The organism is Oribacterium sp. oral taxon 108 str. F0425 (assembly GCF_000214455.1).
GTDB lineage: Bacteria > Bacillota > Clostridia > Lachnospirales > Lachnospiraceae > Oribacterium > Oribacterium asaccharolyticum.
On sequence record NZ_AFIH01000001.1, the window covers coordinates 2,211,440 to 2,230,839 of the forward strand.

A 19,400-nucleotide genomic window follows, 5' to 3' on the forward strand; every position below is an offset into this window, starting at 1 on the left:
TAACGATTATGAAAAAGAAGTGAACAAAAAAGCAGAGCCAAAGCTCTGCTCTTTTCATCTTACTGCTGAATTCCAAAACGCTTATTGAACTTATCAATTCTACCCTTAGCAGCTGCTGCCTTCTGGTTTCCTGTGTAGAACGGATGACACTTGGAACAAATTTCCACGTGAATTTCCGGCTTTGTGGAACCTGTCACGAAGGTGTTTCCACAGTTGCAGGTTACGGTTGCCTGGTAGTAGCTTGGATGAATGTCTTCTCTCATTTTTTCCCTCTTTCTGCATGGTTTCCAACCATGCGCATTCGTCTATCCGCAATCGGATTACTTGGTTTTCATAAAGCAAAATCCGCTTTAGCCAAGATACGATACCACAGAAAAGAGAAAGGCGCAAGAGCTGTTTTCCTATTCTCTTTCCTAAAACGGTATTTTTCTCTTGACTCTTAAGTTCTTACTTTTTTTTCGAAAAGATATCTTCTTGTTTCCGCCTTAATTAGATGGAATCCGAAGAATAGTTCGGTGCCTCTTTCGTGATATGAATATCGTGCGGGTGAGATTCCTTTAAGGATGCGGAGGAAATCTTTACAAACTCGGAAGTTTCCTGCAAGGTCGGAATATCCTTTGCTCCGCAGTAGCCCATACCGGCGCGTAGTCCTCCAATATACTGGAAAATGGTATCCTCCACCTTACCCTTATAGGCGACTCTTCCTTCCACGCCTTCCGGAACCAGCTTCTTCGCTCCAGCCTGGAAGTAACGGTCAGAAGAACCGTTCTTCTGCTTCATGGCGCCAATGGACCCCATTCCGCGATAAACCTTATATTTTCTTCCCTGGAAAAGTTCGAACTCACCGGGTGCTTCATCGCAGCCTGCAAATACTGAGCCCATCATAACCGAGGAACCTCCGGCAGCAAGGGCCTTCGTCACATCTCCGGAATACTGAATTCCGCCGTCTGCAATAATGGGGATTCCGTATTCTTTAGCTACGGCATAGGCATCCATTACTGCAGAAATCTGCGGTACACCGATTCCGGCAACCACTCTGGTTGTACAGATGGAGCCCGGTCCGATACCGATTTTAATGCAATCCGCACCGGCTTCAATCAATGCCTTGGTTGCCTCTTTGGTTGCCACATTTCCGGCAATCACCGGAAGATCCGGGAATTTTTCCTTCAAGCTGCGAACGCAAGTAATTACATTTTTGGAATGGCCATGCGCTGAATCCAGTACAATAGCATCCACATGCGCATTAATCAGCTCTTGTGCTCTGTCCAAGACGTCCATGGTAATCCCGATAGCCGCTCCGCAAAGAAGTCTTCCCTGCTTATCCTTTGCCGCATTGGGATATTTGATCTGCTTCTCAATATCTTTGATGGTGATTAAGCCCTTTAAATTTCCCTCCTCATCCACAATGGGGAGCTTTTCCACCTTGGCACGGGCCAGTATGGATTTTGCCTCCTCCAGGGTTGTACCTTCCTTTGCCGTAACCAGATTTTCAGAGGTCATGCAGGCGGAAATCGGACGATTATAGTCTTCTTCAAACACCAAATCACGATTGGTGATAATTCCGATCAACTTCTTGCCTTCCGTAATGGGAACGCCGGAAATCCTAAACTTTGCCATTAAATCATTGGCATCCTTCAGACTGTGATCCTTGGTAAGGGAAAAGGGGTCGGTAATTACGCCATTTTCCGAACGCTTTACCATATCTACCTCTTCCGCCTGTTCGGAAATAGACATATTCTTATGGATAATGCCGATTCCTCCGCATCTGGCCATCGCAATCGCCATCTGATGCTCTGTTACGGTATCCATTCCTGCGGAAATAAAAGGAATATTCAATCGGATATTCTTGGTCAAATTGGTACTTAAGTCCACTTCATTCGGAATAATATCGGAATAATGCGGAACCAGAAGTACATCATCAAATGTAATACCTTCTCCAATGATTTTTGCCATATTTCGCCTCTTTTCTTTAGCCAGATGAACCCACAGAAAAATATTTTTTCAGTACTATAGCATAGGCTTTTTGGAAAAACAATATTCTTAAACCCGGAAAGACCGGAAGGTGAAATTTTCTTCAGCTTTCACGTTCTGCGACATCCTAGTACTCCTGACTAATCAGAAAATCCGCCATGTGCACAAGCTTTACCCCATTCACATTTCCCCCTGCCAAGTCATCCAGTGTCACCACGTACTTCGGATAATGATCCTTAAGCTCCAAAAGATTCGTTAGCTCCCGGTCCGAATCCTCCGGAAGATTCCGGCAGACCTGTACATAGATTCGCTCATCCCGCCGAACCGCCACAAAATCAATCTCCTTCGTCTCATTTTTCCCGATATAAACCTCATAACCTCTTCGTTTCAGCTCAAAGTACACAAGGTTTTCCAGCATGGACGCAACGGACTTTGGGTTGAAGCCCATCATACAATACTTTAAGGAAGAGTCCGCCAGATAGAATTTTTCCTGTGTTTTCAGGACAGACTTTCCCTGTAAATCATATCGGGGACAGCGGTAAATCACGAAGGCTTTCTCCAGATAGCTTAAGTAGTTGTATATGGATTCAATGGAAAGGGAACGCCCCTCGCTTTTCAGAAACTTAGCTATGGCATTGGCGGAAAAGGTTTTTCCTACATTTTCCACCACAAATTTAACCACACGCTGAAACAAATCCAGGTTTACAATCTTGTACCGCCCGGTAATGTCACTGTTAATGACGGAATTATAGATTCCTTCCACAATCTGATAGGCGGAGCGTTCATCAAAATTGCTGCGGGCCACAATGGGAAAGCCCCCCATACGAATATAGTCCTGCAAGAGCTCCTTTTTAGAACGGAGGTCTCCTTCCTTAAAGCGTAAATACTCGGAAAAAGACAGGGTGTAAACAGGAATGGAAATATACCGCCCTGTTAAATAGTCGGAAATCTCTCCGGACATCAGCTTGGAATTGGAGCCCGTCACATAAATGTCGGTGTTTGCGTCCTCCAAAAGACTGTTTATCGCCTTTTCCCAGCCTGTCACTTCCTGCACCTCGTCCAGCAGAAGATAATAGCGGTCTTTATCCCGCATTAACCGCTTTATCCCCCGATACATTTCCTTACTACTCATGCCCTCTTCCAACTCTTCCGAGGTATAACGCAGGCTAATAATATGATCCTCCGAAATTCCGCTCCGAATCAGCTCTTCCTTGAACATTTCCAATATGGTGGATTTTCCGCAGCGCCGAATTCCTGCCAGGATTTTCACCAAAGGCATATCCCTATACTGCTTAAGTGTCTGCAAATATTCAGGACGCTCTATTCTATTCCGCTCTTCCATACCGTTCTCAGCTCCTTATAAGACTTTCTTTTAGCTGATATTATACCACAACAATGTAGAAAAACTTCCTTGTTTTTAAAAGTTTTTACCTCTTAACAATAAAAAACCGCTATTTTTTACTTCTTTTTTCCACTTTATATTCAGCATTACCGGAAAATCAAGGATGTAGTGAACCCCTGCTCTATTCCTCATACAAAAAATGAGGCTGTAAAATCAAAATAAAAGCAATTTTCGGCAATATAGGTCTGAATGCAGGGGTAGTCTGAGCCCGTCGGTACTTGCGAAAAACAAGAGAAACGCAGTTTTTCGCTTAGTATCCGATACGAGGCGAAGCTAGCGAGAGCGTGCCCCTAATTCAGACCTATATTGCTTAGAAAATTATTTTGATTTTTACAGCCTCAGTTTTATATTTTAGTGTAAGCCTTTATTCTTTCGGTTCATCCGGCTTGATTTCTTCTTTAATTTCTTCCGTTTTAATCACTTCCGTCTTGATGACTTCCGTAGTTACTTCTGCCGCCGGATTTGCTGCTGCAAGCTTCAGCGCTTCCTTCTTCTTTTTCCAGCCTTTAAAGAGGAGGAACTGGCAAAGGAGGTAAAGCACTGCAAAGAGGATATCTACTCCTAAGAAGATTTTATCCATATTGCTCATCTTGCCGGTGGGGTCTCCGTTGTCATAGACGCCGCTATTGGCTACCGTATAAAGAATGTTCTTACATGCCTTTCTCATAGCAAGAGCGGCAGTTGCGCTCTTGTCTGTAAACTTGTTGGAGTCTGCCATAGCAAAGCCCAGCATCAGGTCATTTCCGTTTCGCACGGACTTATCGGAGATCATATAGCCGTAGGAGCCGTCATAGTCGGTGATTACCATACCTTGGAAGCCCCACTCCTTACGAAGCACATCGTTCAAAAGCTCGGGGTTCGCACTGCCTGCAACGGTACCGATGAAGTTGAAGGAGGACATCATGGCCTGAATATTTCCCTCATAGTTCTTCAATCCGATTTCAAAGCCCTTCAGATAATTCTCACGAATCGTCTGCTCCGTTGCGAAAGTCAAAAGGAAGGCACAACGGTTGGTTTCCTGATCGTTCAAGGCAAAATGCTTCAAATACGGATAGACTTTATACTTAATCGCCCCGTTCATTTCCGCTGACGCAAGATGGCCGGAAAGCACGCCGTCTTCGGAGTAATACTCAAAATTTCGTCCGGCAAAGGCACTTCTGTGGGTATTTGCCGCAGGGCCGTACCAGCCGTAGTAGCCTGCAGCCTTAAATTCTGCCGCAATGGCTTCTCCTATCTCGCCCAAAAGCTCTCTATTAAAGCTCTGCGCCATCAGGATTTCTCCCGGGAAGGAGGTCCCGTAAACCTGGGTGATGAAGTTGTTCAGTCCCGCAGGACCGTCACACTCCACCGTTGCCGGCTTACTGATGGACTTAATGGCTGCAGTCTGCCAGCCGCCCACATTGATTAAGGCGCCCATATCGTCAAAGCTCATCTGGTCCAAAAGCTTGTCCCACTTTTCGTCATCGTAGGAGGCTCCCACGAGGTCATAGAGCTTCAGACCGTTCTTTTGCTCCATATTCGGCATGGTGTCCGAAGCATTGTCATACTTTGTCGGATCATAGTAGGCAAAGGACTGCTCTTCCACTGCCTTACGGGTGGCATCGTCCATCACATAGGCATCCTCGGAAAGAGGACCGCAGGCCTCCTTGTAATTGGCAAAATGATCCTTACGGGAAAGAACGGTGAACTTTCCTCTGGTGTAATCTTCAAAAAGATTGACTGCCGCAACCTTGTCACTTTCTCTCTTATTCTTCGAGTAGTCGATATCCTCCGCTACCGTGAAGCTTTCCGATGCGATTTCCTTATGGGAATTTTCCCGAATGGAAATCTTATACTCTCCCGCTTCCAGGATATATCCGCCGCCCTTTACCTTGATGCCCTCCGAATCATAGGAAGCAAGGTCTTCTTTGTTAATGGTAAAGGATAATTTCTCCGACTCACCGGGATTAAGAAGCTTCGTTTTTCCAAAATCAATGAAATTGACTGCGGATTTCTCGATGCCGCCGTTATAGTAGGGAGGGGTAAAATATACCTCTACCACATCTTTTCCGGCTACCTTACCGGTATTTTTCACCTCTACATCAAAGCTCAGCTGATTTCCATTATCCTTAAAGTTCTCCATGGACTGGGTAAAGCTGGTGTAGGAAAGACCGTAGCCGAAGGGATATTGCACAGTATCTTCGTAATTTAAGAAGCCTTCTTCCGCTGCCGTTTCATAGAACTTGTAGCCTGTGTAAATGCCTTCCGCATAATTTACAAAGGAAATGTTTCCTTCCGCAGATTCGTCTGCCGCCACAATCGCCTTCTTGAGGTCATCCACGTTGGAATAGGAATGGTTTCCGATGTTGTTAATGTAGGGAGTCTGCTGCAAATCCTTCACAAAGGTATCCACGGTTCTTCCGGAGGGATTCACATCTCCCTTCAAAATCTCGCCCAGAGCGGAAAATCCTGTTACACCCGCACCGGGAGCCCAAATCATGGACTTAATCTGATTATAGTCATCCGCAAAGCCCAGCTCCATGGGGTTGTTGGCATTGACAATCAAAACTACCTTATCGAAATTTTTACAAACCGTATCCAGCATATCCTTTTCCGGCTTGGAAAGCTCCAGATAGGACTGTCCTTCCTCAAAGTCCGGCGTGGAACCGTTGTTCTTATAGGAAGCACCGAAATAACCGTACTTATCCGGATTCGCCGATACTTCCTTGGCAATATTGTACTTACCGTCGATAATGGCGCGCATATCCATGGGAAGGTCTGCGCCCTCTCCGCCGGATCTGCCCAGTACTACTACGGCCACATCGGAGAAGCTCTTCGCCTTATTCATCAGATCATCCGTATAGTAATCCGCTGTGGGCTCGGGAAGACTCCAATCCTGCTCTTTCATGTTCAGACCCTTGGAAACTCTGCCGTCCTGATACTTCTTATACATCTCCGTAAGGTCGGAATTTAATTCGTAGCCTGCATTCTTAAGAGAATCCAAGATTCCTTCATTGTTCGTGGTATCGGAAGAACCGGAACCTGTTCCGCCGTAAATCGGTGCGGTGGATGCCCAGCCGAAGACATTTAAGTTCTTTTCGTCTTGCAGAGGAAGCAGGGAGTCGTCATTTTTCAGAAGCACAAAGCCCTCTTCTCCCACCTTCTTTACCACTTCTTTACTATGGTTCCTGGTTTCTTCCGGAATCGTCACCTTGGAAGCATTTAAAAATCCGGAGATATTACTGTGCATCGGGCCATAAGCCACCAGATTCACAACGAACACCAGCACCAGGAAGAAGTTCAGCACTGCCTGAAGCCGCACAAAGCGCTTATGCTGCTTTTTAATTACGCTTGCCAAAATCAAGATCACAAGCATTAAAATGAGGGCAATCAAAACCGCTAAGATGTAGCCCTGCAGGGTGGTAATGTAAGACTTTAAATCCGCCTCACTTACCCCCAGGCCGAAGAAAAACGGCCCCACTGTTTTTAAGAGAAAATCAACCATTCATACTCCTTTCTACTCCTTGGCTTATGCAAAGCTCGCACAAGCCATTATTCTTAACGAGTATCGCTCGCGTAGCGTGCGGTATCTCATTTTCCTTTCGGCATAATCCAGAACTTCATCGTAGGGTAACTTAAAAGTACCTGCACAACAATATTCACGATATTGGCCAAAGTCGGCGCAAGGGCAGCCGAAATCCCCATCTTAATGAAAAGACTTTGGCTGTAACCCGGCAATGCCGCAGAAACCAGCACAAGGAAAATAGCAAAGATCACATACTTCGGGATGGCCTTTTCGAAGGCCGCATCGGACTTAAAGACCAGATTCTTCTGCACGAAGAAATTTACCGTCTGGGCCAATGCCGTTGCCAAAAGAAAGCTTAAAAATCCGCAAAGCATCAGGCTCTCGGGGCTTGTGTAATCGAAGACAAGAAAGCGAAAGGGTGTCGTCTTCCAAGCTGTAAAAATCACCCCCGTGCACAGCCACATCATGATGAAATTGGTTACGGTAGCGCAGTTGGAAAGCAGGTTAAAGAGGATAAATTCCCAAAGATTCGGATGGGCAGCAATCCATTTTTTTATGGCGTCCATTCTTTTCCTCCTTCCAAGGCTTGTTCATAGGCCTTATTCTCCTTGCGGTTTCTAAACCATCCGCCGATAAGTCCGCCGATTCCTTTAAAGAAATGGCCGTTTACCACCTTAAGCATGGCCCGTGCCATTTCCATGCTGACATTTCCGGCGCTCATTTTGGCAATGGCACGGAAGGGCATATTGTAAATGAAAAGAATATTTAAATCCGGTTTGCCTTTACGCTCCGCCTCTTTCTTTTTTCCCTCTAAAAATTTAAATAACAGCCTTGCCAATCCGCTTTTCGCATAATACATCTGGCAAATGGCATCATTTTCATCCAATTCTCCGCTCCAGCTGCTGTCCGGAATCGGATGTCCCAGCAGCTTTTCGAAGCATGCATCGGAAATATCGGTGACTTTTCCGCTAAAGTAAGGCTCCAATCCCCCCTCCTGATAGGGAAGCTTGTCCGTACTGGCAGCCTTTTCGATGCTTCCCTCCAAACGGATATCCGTAAGAGAAGCCCCTACCATAATCCGGTATACTCCGCCCTCTACTTCAAAGCGCTTCGTTACATTGTTCCAGTAGCGGAAGCTCTTATCATCAAAGGGAATCTCCACCGCCTTCGTCTCTCCGGCTTTCAGGAAAACCTTGCTAAAGCCCTTTAACTCCTTCTTTGCCCGGAAAATCTTGGAATCCGGAAGGCCGATATAAAGCTGTGCGATTTCCGCCCCGTCCCGCTCTCCGGTATTTGTAATCCGGAAACAAACGCCTTCTTCCGTTACTTCCAGGTCGCTGTACTGAAATTCCGTGTAGGAAAGTCCATAGCCGAAGGGGAAATGCACCTTGGTGTCCGTGGTATCGTAGTAGCGATAGCCCACAAAGATCCCTTCCCGATATTCGGAAGCCTTCTCCTTTGCCGGATAATAATGGTATTCCGGCCCGTCCTCTCCACGAATCGGATAGGTTTCCGCAAGCTTTCCGGAGGGGTTGGCTCTTCCTGTTAAAAGGTCAAAAATAGCACCTGCCCCTGCCTGTCCTCCTAAGTAACTGTGCAGCAGTGCCTTCAAATGTACGGTATGCCCCATGGTTACGGCGGCACCGGAACTTAAAATTCCCACAATGTTGGGATTCACGGTCTGCAAACGGGAAAGCAGAGCAATCTGGTTATTGTTGATTTCCATGTGCTCTCTATCCAGGCCTTCCGACTCACTCATTTCATCCAAACCGAAGAAGAACAGGACAAGCTCCGCACTTTTCGCAAGGTCCAGGGCTTCTTTTTCCAGCGCAAGGTCCTCTCCCCCATGACGGAGGAAGCCCTTGGCCATGCCTACCACTTCAATCTCCGGATACTCTGCGTGCAGTTCTGCACCGATTTCCAGCTTTGTAGTATTTACCACGGAGGAGCCTGCGCCCTGATATCTTGGGGTAAAGGCAAAGTCTCCGATAATGGCTACCTTAGCTCCTTTTTTCAAAGGAAGGGTATGCTCTTCATTCTTTAAAAGCACCGCAGTTTCCAAAGCCGCCTTTCTGGCCAGGCTATGATGTGCTTCGATATCAAATTCCGCCTTCTTATCCTTTGCAGACTCTTTGGTCTCAAAAATTGCGGAAAGCAGTTCGTCTACCCTCTCATCAATCTCCGCTTCCGTGATTTCTCCCTTCTTCACGGCACGAAAAAGGATTCTTGCAGAGTCCAGTCCGGGATTTGGCATTTCCAGATTGGAGCCGGCCTTTACTCCCGCGGTGTGATCGTTGGATCCGCCCCAGTCCGTAATCACGATACCCGGAAATTCCCAATCTCCCCGTAAAATGTCCTTTAAGAGGTGCTCATTTTCATTGGCATAAATGCCGTTCACCCGATTATAACTGGTCATAATCGCCTTGGCTTTTCCCTCTTTTACCGCAATCTCAAAGCCGGTGAGATAGATTTCCCGAAGGGTCCGCTCATCCAAAACCGCGCTCATGGCCATTCTTCTGGTCTCCTGGCTGTTCACGGCAAAGTGCTTTACGCAGGAATAGACCCCCTCACTCTGGATTCCTCTGGCATAGGAAGCCGCCATCTTTCCGGCAAGGTAAGGATCTTCCGAAAAATACTCAAAATTTCTTCCGCAAAGAGGACTTCTCTTGATATTTAATCCCGGGCCTAAAAGCACATTTACGTCCTGCACCTTGGCTTCTTCTCCAAGAGCCTTTCCGACCGCTTCTCCCAAATTCACGTCCCAGCTGTTGGCGATAGATGCCGCTGTGGGAAAACAGGTTGCCGGAAGAGAGGCGTTTAATCCCAAATGATCTCCCGCTCCTGCCTGTCTACGAATACCGTGGGGGCCATCCGAACAGGTCATGAACGGGATGTTGAGCCGCTTTACCTCTCTAGTGCTCCACTCGTCCTTTCCGCTTAAAATAGCGCATTTCTCCGTCAAAGTCATTTGCTGAATCAATTCACTATATTTCATATTTTCCCCCAAAAGAGACACCCTACTCTATTACAGGTCAAAATTCGCCTGAAAATCTGCCTGCATTTTATCAAAAATAATTTTTCTATACAAGAAAAATCATGGCGGGGGATGGAGTAAACTTACTGTCAGTTAGCGAGCTTCAAAAATACGCCTTGATAAAGGTCCTCAACTTTTCAATTATCTTATTATCATTTTTATGTCATGTCAAAATTTTATAATAAACGAAGGTGGTGCGGGTAACCAAAACAACTATTGAAATTTTTTACAACAAAAACTGCATTGCCTCCCACCGTCGCCTGCGCGGCCGCAAAGGGCAGGACAGCACCGTCACGGATCATATGCCGGAAGACCACCAGAAGTATCTGGAATGGAACAGCGATCGTTTCCGCAGCTGGGCTGCACGAATCGGTTATAATACAAACACGGTCATAAATGCACTCCTGACCTCCAAACGAGCGGAACAGCAGTCCTATCGAAGCTGTATGGGATTATTGAAACTGGCGGATAAATATTCCGTCGACAGGCTCGAAGCAGCCTGTGAAAAGGCTCTCACCTATACAGCATCGCCCAGCTACAAGAGCATTAAAAACATCTTGGTCGTCGGGCAGGACAGGCGGTTTCCACTTTTCCGGAATAGCAGCTCCGCCGCACCGGAATATTCAATATATCCAATATTCAATAGACAGTCCATCAGACTGGACTTTACATTGCCAACAAGTATTTGGCTAAATACATCGGCATTTCTTCCATTATTTATATTGGAATTATCCATCTGTACTTTTAAATGCTGATTGAAAAACCCCTTCTCAGTAAATTTTGTTTCCATCGTATCTCCCCTCAGGATTATTTTTCAGTAATTTCCGGTTTATTCTTGTTTTTTATAAAAATAGTTGTTTCAACCGCTATTACCGTGATGATTGAGCAGATTATGTTGACAAGAAACATGTTCTGGTTAAATGCTGTTCCCTGTCCTTTCCCACTTTGCATAACTATCTCATATATTGGTAGGCCAAAGATATTCACGGTGTATTCATTAAAATTATCCTTATAGAAAGTCGAGTAGCCTAAAAAGATTAAAATGCAACACAAAATTACCGAGAATACCATTCCTGCAACTAATTCTAAGATGATACGTAGCCCTTGCTTATTTTTCATTGTTTTTCCCTCCACTGTAAATAAATCTTTTATTTTCTCTAATAATACAGATGCACAAAACTATAGTGCTTATTACCAAGTACACTGCAGATATTAGTAAAAAATCCTTGTCCCAGAATTTCTCCATATTCCAAATGTCAAAGAAGTCATTCATTGCATACTTTATTGGCAAATATGAAGATATATTTCGGAATAACTGTGGTATTTGATCGATAGATATGAACACGCCACAGAACATATATAAAACAAACATTACGACTAGCCCTAGAGTCATTAAAATCTGCGGATTTTTAAATACATAGGCAAATATGCCACCAATAATCATAGCTATAACAATAGCTATGAAATATTGTATAATAAAAGAAAGAAAATGACCTATGGACGGAAATTTTAGTCTCCAAAACAAAAAAGCAACTAATATATTAATAGCCATGCTTATCATTGCCAGTATGAAATGAGCCAGTACATCACCTACGAACATTTTACTTGTATTTACTCCAAAAAAATTCAAGCGTTCTATGCTTTTATTTTCAAAGGAATTGCCTATCCACATTGGGAAAGAAATTAAAGCGAGAGGAAGGATTCCCATTCCAATAGCGGTTCCATAGCCCCTCCATAAACCCGTAACGTATAGTTTCTTAATTATCTGTAATGCCATGACATGGCAATTGTTTTTTTGAAATAGCCTCCAAAGCTTTTGCAACTCTGGAGACAGATGTGATGGAGTAAGCCTTTTACCAAAACTTCTAATAGTGATACAATATCCATGAGAGTAATCTCCTTTGCATAGTTTTTTAGTCGAAACCATTGTATCAAAAGATCATTGATTACTCTCTTTTTATTTCTTTATCAACTGACAAAATCTTTACTCTATTATGGCGGAGGATTAAGGAATCTTTGCGAGGGATTAGGCTATGCACGAAAAAGACGGTCACGAGGCTTCCGTAGGGAGCTGCGCTCTAGCAACGAAGGCGGGCGCATGTTTGAGCCCGAAGGGCGAGTTTGCGCAGGAGCCTGAGTAAAAAAGCGAGTGCAGCGAGTAGGAAACGCAGTGTGTCTTTGAGGCAGAGCCTAAACCGAAGCAAGATATTCATAAGTCTATATGATGGAGTTGCCAACGATTACTTGACAGTAAGCTCCTGTCCCTATTCCACCGGAATTCCGATGTCCTTTCGATAACAGGCTCCCTCAAAATGAATTTCTCCGATGTGGGCGTAAATCTTCTCCCGGCAGGCGGAAAGGCTGTCTCCCATGGTGGTGACGGAGAGCACTCTTCCTCCGTCGGAATACGCTGCGCCCTCTTCCAGGACAGTATTGTTATGGTAAACAAAGATAGTCGGATCGGTAATTTCTCCTGTAATCCGCTTATGCTTTTCATAGGCATGGGGATAGCCCTTGGAGGTCATCACCACCGTCATGCAAGCTTCCTCCGACCACTGAAAGTCTTCCACCCGAAGGCTGTGGGAAATCGCCTTGTCCATAAGAAGCAGTAAATCGCTTTGAAGCCTTGGCAAGATTACCTCCGTCTCCGGATCTCCAAAACGGACGTTAAATTCCAGAATCTTCGGCTCTCCCCTCATTATCATAAAACCGATAAAAAGAATGCCGCTGTACTGAAGTCCTTCCTGCTCCAGTCCGTAGGATATCTTCTTAAGAACCTTTTCAATCTTCTCCTTTAATTCCGCATTAAACAGCTCGTTGGGAGAATAACAGCCTACCCCGCCGGTATTGTCCCCCAGGTCTCCGTCATAGATTCGTTTATAGTCCCTCGCTGATTCCAAAGGAAATAGCCGGTTTCCGGAAACTACGCAAAGAAGGGATGCCTCTTTTCCATCCAGAAATTCCTCTATGACCACCTTCTTCGCTTCTTCTCCAAAAATTTTCTTCACAAAAAGATCCTCTAAATACTGCTTTGCTTGCGCTGCCTCCTGAAAAATCCCAACACCCTTTCCGGCGCAGAGGCCGTCCGCCTTAATCACAAGGGGATAGGAAAAGTCCTGCAACGCCTCCACCGCTTCTTCATAAGAAAATACCGTTTTGTACCGGGCAGTGGGTAAGTCATATTTCTCCAGGAAGTGCTTCGTAAAATCTTTGCTTCCCTCTAATTGAGCCGCCTTCTTTTTCGGGCCAAATGCTTTTACTCCTACCCCTTCCAGTTCATCTACAAGGCCCTCGCACAAGGGCTTTTCCGGGCCCACAACAACAAAGTCCACGTGCTCCTTTGCAAATCTTACTATTTCCTCGTTACTCCCTAGGGAAAGATTCTCTGCATAGCGGGCTGTTCCCCCATTTCCCGGACAGCAATACAGCTTTTCGCAGAGCGGACTTTCCTGTAATTTTTTGCAGAGTGCATCCTCCCGACCGCCATTTCCCACAACTAATACACGCATAGCACAGCCCCTTTCATTTTTATGATATGAACTCTTTGTTCCTCGATATCTTAGCTTCTTAAAATCCAAGTCCTATAGAACCTTGATACTCCGATAGGTTTTTTTCTCGTCCTATAGAGCCTCGATGCTCCGATAGATTTCATACCTTTTAGTGTCTGAAATGCCGAATATGAGTCATCACCAAAGCAATCCCGTACTGATCGCAGAGTTCAATCACTTCCGGATCCTTCACGGAGCCCCCCGGCTGGATTGCCGCACGGATGCCGTGTTTCTGCAAAAGCTCCACCGTATCGGCAAAGAAGAAGCCGTCGGAAGCAAGAACCGCCCCGGAATGTTTCCCTTCTCCATGGGAAAGGGCATCCTCTACTGCCCAGGTACGTCGCACCTGCCCCTGTCCGATGCCGAGAGTTGCGCCGTCCTTTACCAGAACCGCCCCATTGGAAGCAACCATTTTTACCGCCTTAAAGCCAAAAAGCAAATTCCGCATTTCCTCCTCTGTGGGCTTCCGCGCACTGACCACTTCCATTTCTTCCGTAAGATTCGCATTATCATAATCCTGTACCAAAATGCCTCCAAGCACTTCTTTCACCGTCTTCTTCGGCAGGGAGAAGGTGGACAAGTTCGGCATCACAATCACCCGCAGGTTCTTCTTTTCTTCCAGAATGGAAAGGGCCTCTTCCTCATAATCCGGTGCGATCACAATTTCCATAAAGAAGGAATGCAAAACCTCTGCGATATGCTTGGTCACCGGTCGATTCAAGGCAAAAATTCCTCCGAAGAGAGAAGTTGCATCACAGGCATAGGCCTTATCGAAGGCTTCATCAATCGTTTCCCCGATTCCTATTCCGGCCGGATTGTTATGCTTGGTGCCCACCACTGCCGGCTCGGAAAATTCCTTTACAAAGCGAACCGCATTGTACATATCCGTATAATTGTTGTAGGACAGCTCCTTTCCGTGAAGCTGCTTCCACTCTGCCGGATTCTCCTCATATACCTTCTCGTAAAATGCGGCATTCTGATGGGGATTCTCTCCATAGCGAAGGCTTGTGCCCAGGCGATAGCTCAGGCTTAGGTACTCCGGATTGGCTACAGAGAGTCGATTACTAAAGTACTCGGAAATCAACGCATCATAATAGGCGGTATAGCGGAAGGCTTTCGCCGCCATTTGCTCCCGATAGGAAAGGTCATTTCTTCCCTCCCGAAGGCGAAGAAGCACCTCTTCATAATCTCCCGCATCCGTGACCACCAGAACATCCTGAAAATTCTTTGCTGCGGCGCGAATCATGGAAGGTCCGCCGATATCGATATTTTCTACCTGCTCTTCCTCACTCACCCCTTCCTTCTTAAGTACCTTTTCAAAGGGATAAAGATTGTTTACCACAAGGTCAATGGAGTCGATTCCCAGTTCTTCCACGGTTTTTTGATGCAATGCACTTTCTCTTCGATACAGGATTCCGGCATGGATGCGGGGATGCAAAGTCTTCACCCTCCCATCTAAAATTTCCGGAAAACCGGTCAGTTCGGAAACCTCTTTCACTTCCACTTCTTTTTTCAATAATTGATAGGTCCCTCCCGTGGAAATCAGCTGAAAGCCTAAATCCTTTAAGCCTTTACAAAATTCCACAATGCCGTTCTTGTCAAACACACTGATTAATGCAGTTTTCATACTTTTTCCTCCCGAATAAAGGCACGTTCTCCCTGCCAAAACACCCGATCTTCCAAACACGCTTTCACTGCAGCCGGTAGAATGCGATGTTCCACTTCCAAGACCTTTCCGGCAATCTCTTCCGGACCGTCTGCTTCCAAAACGGGAACCACCTCCTGTAGTAGGATTGCCCCGCCATCCACTACTTCACTGACAAAATGCACCGTCGCGCCGCTCCATTTCACTCCGGCACGATACACCGCTTCATGCACCCGCATCCCGTAAAATCCGGGACCGGAGAATGCCGGAATCAAAGAGGGATGAATATTTACAATATGCCGGGGAAAATGGCGGATAAACGCCGGTGTGAGTATCTTCAAAAAGCCGGCGAGCACAATCCACTCCACTTCTCTCTTTTTCAGCTCTTCCAAAAGCGCGCTGTCGTAGTCCCCTTTCGGAAGCACCATAGTCTCTATCCCCTTTTGCTTCGCTCTTTCCAGTCCATAGGCATCCTCCCGACTGGAAACCACAAGGCTGATTACGCCGCTCTTTTCATGCACATTGTCAATAAGGGACTGTAAGTCCGTTCCCCCTCCCGAAATAAACACTGCTATTTTCTTCATTTTGCTCCCTTAAAATACTGTACCCCGCTATAAAACAGATTCTGGGGATTTGGAATTCGACGATTCCGATACAGTCCCTCGCCATAGCGTTCGCTGTGTCCCATTTTTCCGAGGATCAAGCCGTCTTCCGAAACCATGCCCTCGATACCGTACAAAGAGCCGTTGGGGTTGAACTTTCCGTTCAGGCTTGCATTTCCGTCAAAGTCCGCATACTGGAACGCCGCAAGATGCTTCCATTTCTCAATGGATTTTCCTACAAGCTTCCCTTCGCCATGGGAAAATACCACGTCATGCATTTCCCCTAAGCGGAAATGCCGTGTCCATGCACTGTTCGTATTGGCCACCCTGGTAAAGGCGGTAGTGGATACATGGTGCATACAGTCATTGTGATACAGCGTTAAATCCTCCTCAGTTAAATCCCGAATCTCTCCATAGGGAAGTAAGCCGGATTTTAAGAGGGCCTGGAAACCGTTACAGATTCCAAGGATGAGGCGCTTTTTCTTTAAATGGCTATGAACCGCCTCTTTCACCTTCTCATTTCTCAGGAAATTCACAATAAACTTGGCAGAGCCGTCCGGCTCATCTCCGCTGGAAAAGCCGCCCACAAACATCAGGATATGGGCGCCATTTAACTTCTCCACGAACTCTTCCATGCTTTCCTTTAAATCATGCTCTCTTTTATTCCGGATAATAACCGTTTCCACCTCCGCTCCCTCTTTTTGGAAGGCGCGGACACTGTCATACTCGCAATTCGTTCCCGGGAAGACAGGAATCAGGACTTTTACCTGCTCCACCTTTTCCGGAGAGAAAAACTCTCTTTCCATTTCTGTAGACAAGTTCTCGCAGTTTTCCTTCTCCAAATTCACATACTCCGGATAAAGCTTTTCAAAGGTGCCGGTATAGGCTCTCCGTAAGTTCTCCTTATCCAATGGCTCACCATTCGTAAGAATGTCCTCTTCAACCGTTCCGATCTTACGGAAAGGAAGGTCGGTGACCCTGGCTTCAATAACCATGGAGCCCGGCTGAAAGTCTGAAAGCTCTTCCATCGTAACGTGAAAACCTAAGGCATTTCCTACTGCCATCTTGTAAAGGGCGGAAAAGGCGGAGCCTTCCTCTAAAACATAGACGGAACAAACCTTTTTCTCCGAAATATAGCGGTGCAGGAGATCATACTCCGCTACCGTCTCCGCTATATTCGGAAATCCTCTCTCATCCTTTACGACCGGCAGGAAATAAAGGGTATTCCCGCAGTTTTTCAGCTCCGGTGTAAGCACCTGATCCACCTTCACCGTACTGCAAGCAAAGGAAATCAGGGTTTCTACCACATGGAGATCATTAAAGGTACCGGACATACTGTCCTTTCCCCCGATGGCGGAGATCCCCAAGGCTCTCTCGGCGTGCAATGCTCCCAGCAACGCTTCCGTTGCCATGCCCCACTTCTTTTTATCTGTTCCCAGCTTCTCGAAGTACTCCTGACAGGAAAGATAGAGGGTCTTTCTGTCCCCTCCTACCGCATAGACCTTGGCAATGGAGAGAAGAACCGAATAAAGCGCGGATAAAAAGGGAGAATAGTGGGAAATCCTCGGAATAAAGCCATAGGTTAAAACAGTCGCAATGTCACTATCAAATCCTAAAGTGGGAAGCGCCTGTACGGAAGCCTGCGTCGGCGTTAATTCTTCTTTTCCCGTAAAAGGCATCAACACCGTTGTTGCCCCGATACTGCTGTCAAAGTTCGTAGCAAGTCCCTTCTGAGACGCCACATTTTTCTCTGAAAGTTCTTTTACAGCGTCGTCTTTATGAAAGCCATGATGGAGGAATGGATTCTCCTCAGGGTGATCCGTTAAAACAGCCTCTCTATGCTGCCGTACCCCGGAGGTTTCTAAGAAAGAGGCCTTTAAATCCACCACCCTTTCCTTTCCCATAAACATTTCCAGTCGATTTCGACCGGTTACAGTGGCAACATGGGCATATTCGATATTTTCCTCTTCGCAGGCTTTGACGAATGAAGCGTAGTCCTTTTCCGAAACCACCACCGCCATTCTTTCCTGAGATTCACTAATGGCAATTTCCGTGGCATTTAAGCCCTGATACTTGAGAAGCACCTTGTCCAGATGAATCTCCATTCCGGGACTGATTTCTCCGATAGCAACGGCTACCCCGCCGGCACCGAAGTCATTACATTTTTTAATCAGACGGGAAACTTCCGGACGACGGAAAAGTCTTTGAATCTTCCGCTCTTCCGGGGCATTTCCCTTCTGTACCTGGGAAGCCATGGTGTGAAGAGAGGCACTGGTATGCACCACACTGGAGCCGGATGCACCCTGGATGCCGTCCCGACCGGTTCGACCGCCGATTAACACCACAAGATCTCCCGGCGCGGGAAGCTCTCTTCGCACATTTTCAACCGGACTCGCCCCCACTACCGCACCCACCTCCATGTGCTTCGCTACATAGGAATCATCGTACAATTCCCGTACAAAGCTCGTGGCTAGGCCGATTTGATTTCCGTAAGAGGAATAGCCCTGCATGGCTTTTTTCGAAATCTCCGCCTGGGGAAGCTTGTTGGGAAGAGTCTTTTCCCGCCCTTCCAGCACATTTCCCGCACCGCTTAAACGCATCGCCTGATAGACAAAGCTCCGTCCGGACAAGGGATCTCGAATGGCGCCGCCTATACAGGTACTGGCTCCCCCAAAAGGCTCGATTTCCGTCGGATGGTTATGGGTTTCATTTTTAAACTGAATGAGCCACTGCTCATCCTTTCCATCGTGCCGGACGGTCGTAAAGAAAGAACAGGCATTGTTCTCGGAACTGACTTCCACGGTCTGATCCTTTAGAATGATTCGATGATACTTACCTACAATGGTCGCCATATCCATAAGGGTAATCGGTTTCTCCGTCCCAAGCTCCTTTCGAAGGCTGAGATATTCCTGCATAGCCTCTTCCATTTCCTTCTGAAAATGCTCAGACTCCACGGAAATCTTATCCAGCACCGTCTCAAAGGTGGTGTGCCGACAATGATCACTCCAGTAGCAATCCAGAACGTAAAGCTCCGTTTCGCTTGGGTCTCTTTCTTCTCCTCTGTAAAATTCCTGAATAAAGAGGAGGTCTTCCATCAGAAGAGAAAGATTCATCTCCGTCTTTAAAGCAGCCAGCGCTTCTGTGCTGAGCCTCCGGAAACCGCTCATATCCCGCATTTCTTTTCTTTCTGCATCCGGCGAGAAAGAAAGAACTGACATGTCCTTCTCCCGGGACTCAATGGGATTCACCAGATATTTGGAAATCTTCTCCATTTCCGAAGGGCTGAGGCTTCGGTCAAACACAAGTAAAGTTCCGGAGCGCACAAATGCCTTACTTTCCGCATCCAAGAGGCGAATACACTGCATCGCACTGTCTGCCCGCTGGTCAAACTGTGCCGGCAAGGTTTCATAGGCAAAATAAAAGCTTTCCTGAAGGGGCAGCTCTTCGAAAACTTCGTTCACCATTACCTCGGAAAACACGGACTGCTCCGCCCGTTTCAATACTTCTTCTTCAATAGAATACACATCATAGATTTGGTAAATGGCCGCGCTTTTCACAGGGATAGAAAGGCCGCGGAACAATTCCCCTACCAGTTTTTCCTCTTCCTGCCGGTACTGCTCTCTCTTTCGTACAAAAATACGTTTATCCATAGTCCACCTTTTCCCACATGTTAAGTGCCGGAAGTCCTCCGGC

At 46.4% G+C, this 19,400-nt stretch carries 13 protein-coding genes and 1 pseudogene; 1 reads left to right on the forward strand and 13 read right to left on the reverse strand.

Features of this window, described 5'->3' with window-relative positions; all coding sequences use genetic code 11:
* Positions 1-59: 59 nt before the first annotated feature.
* From rpmE to HMPREF9124_RS10060, 6 genes are all read right to left on the reverse strand, one after another.
* Positions 60-263 (reverse strand): 50S ribosomal protein L31, encoded by a 204-nt coding sequence (gene rpmE, locus HMPREF9124_RS10035; RefSeq protein ID WP_009428743.1) that lies wholly within the window; start codon positions 261-263, stop codon positions 60-62.
* A 226-nt stretch (positions 264-489) separates the two neighbouring features.
* Positions 490-1,953 (reverse strand): IMP dehydrogenase, encoded by a 1,464-nt coding sequence (gene guaB, locus HMPREF9124_RS10040; RefSeq protein WP_009429016.1) that lies wholly within the window; start codon positions 1,951-1,953, stop codon positions 490-492.
* Between the two features lie 145 nt (positions 1,954-2,098).
* Positions 2,099-3,313 (reverse strand): ATP-binding protein, encoded by a 1,215-nt coding sequence (locus HMPREF9124_RS10045; protein ID WP_009429779.1) that lies wholly within the window; start codon positions 3,311-3,313, stop codon positions 2,099-2,101.
* A 424-nt stretch (positions 3,314-3,737) separates the two neighbouring features.
* On the reverse strand, positions 3,738-6,857 hold the full coding sequence (locus HMPREF9124_RS10050) for a glycoside hydrolase family 3 C-terminal domain-containing protein (RefSeq protein ID WP_009429661.1): 3,120 nt from the start codon (positions 6,855-6,857) through the stop codon (positions 3,738-3,740).
* An 86-nt stretch (positions 6,858-6,943) separates the two neighbouring features.
* The gene (locus tag HMPREF9124_RS10055; protein ID WP_009427668.1) at positions 6,944-7,444 is read right to left on the reverse strand and encodes a polysaccharide biosynthesis protein GtrA; all 501 of its coding nucleotides are present in this window, start codon (positions 7,442-7,444) and stop codon (positions 6,944-6,946) included.
* The gene (locus tag HMPREF9124_RS10060; protein ID WP_036597834.1) at positions 7,432-9,873 is read right to left on the reverse strand and encodes a beta-glucosidase family protein; all 2,442 of its coding nucleotides are present in this window, start codon (positions 9,871-9,873) and stop codon (positions 7,432-7,434) included. Before HMPREF9124_RS10060 ends, HMPREF9124_RS10055 begins: the two co-directional genes overlap by 13 nt.
* A 233-nt stretch (positions 9,874-10,106) precedes the next feature.
* Between HMPREF9124_RS10060 and HMPREF9124_RS12980 the strand changes: the two are divergent.
* Positions 10,107-10,487: pseudogene (locus HMPREF9124_RS12980) on the forward strand (IS21 family transposase); the annotation flags it as partial.
* On the opposite strand, the gene HMPREF9124_RS12010 reads toward HMPREF9124_RS12980, so the two are convergent.
* From HMPREF9124_RS12010 to HMPREF9124_RS10095, 7 genes are all read right to left on the reverse strand, one after another.
* A complete protein-coding gene (locus HMPREF9124_RS12010) occupies positions 10,448-10,702 on the reverse strand; it encodes a hypothetical protein (RefSeq protein ID WP_009429809.1) in 255 nt (84 codons plus the stop codon). The pseudogene HMPREF9124_RS12980 and the gene HMPREF9124_RS12010 sit on opposite strands and share 40 nt — an antisense overlap.
* A gap of 17 nt (positions 10,703-10,719) precedes the next feature.
* Entirely contained in the window at positions 10,720-11,031 is a 312-nt protein-coding gene (locus HMPREF9124_RS10070; protein ID WP_036597835.1) for a DUF5963 family protein, read from the reverse strand.
* Positions 11,021-11,689, reverse strand: a complete 669-nt coding sequence (locus HMPREF9124_RS10075) for an ABC transporter permease (RefSeq protein WP_050791215.1) — start codon at positions 11,687-11,689, stop codon at positions 11,021-11,023. The genes HMPREF9124_RS10070 and HMPREF9124_RS10075 overlap by 11 nt, the downstream gene beginning before the upstream one ends.
* 487 nt (positions 11,690-12,176) lie before the next feature.
* On the reverse strand, positions 12,177-13,421 hold the full coding sequence (purD, locus tag HMPREF9124_RS10080) for a phosphoribosylamine--glycine ligase (protein WP_036597838.1): 1,245 nt from the start codon (positions 13,419-13,421) through the stop codon (positions 12,177-12,179).
* A 148-nt stretch (positions 13,422-13,569) separates the two neighbouring features.
* Positions 13,570-15,087, reverse strand: coding sequence for a bifunctional phosphoribosylaminoimidazolecarboxamide formyltransferase/IMP cyclohydrolase (gene purH / locus HMPREF9124_RS10085; RefSeq protein ID WP_009429035.1), 1,518 nt, complete (start codon positions 15,085-15,087; stop codon positions 13,570-13,572).
* Positions 15,084-15,689 (reverse strand): phosphoribosylglycinamide formyltransferase, encoded by a 606-nt coding sequence (gene purN, locus HMPREF9124_RS10090; RefSeq protein WP_009429721.1) that lies wholly within the window; start codon positions 15,687-15,689, stop codon positions 15,084-15,086. Before purN ends, purH begins: the two co-directional genes overlap by 4 nt.
* Positions 15,686-19,357, reverse strand: a complete 3,672-nt coding sequence (locus HMPREF9124_RS10095; protein ID WP_009428263.1) for a phosphoribosylformylglycinamidine synthase — start codon at positions 19,355-19,357, stop codon at positions 15,686-15,688. The genes purN and HMPREF9124_RS10095 overlap by 4 nt, the downstream gene beginning before the upstream one ends.
* Positions 19,358-19,400 lie beyond the last annotated feature (43 nt).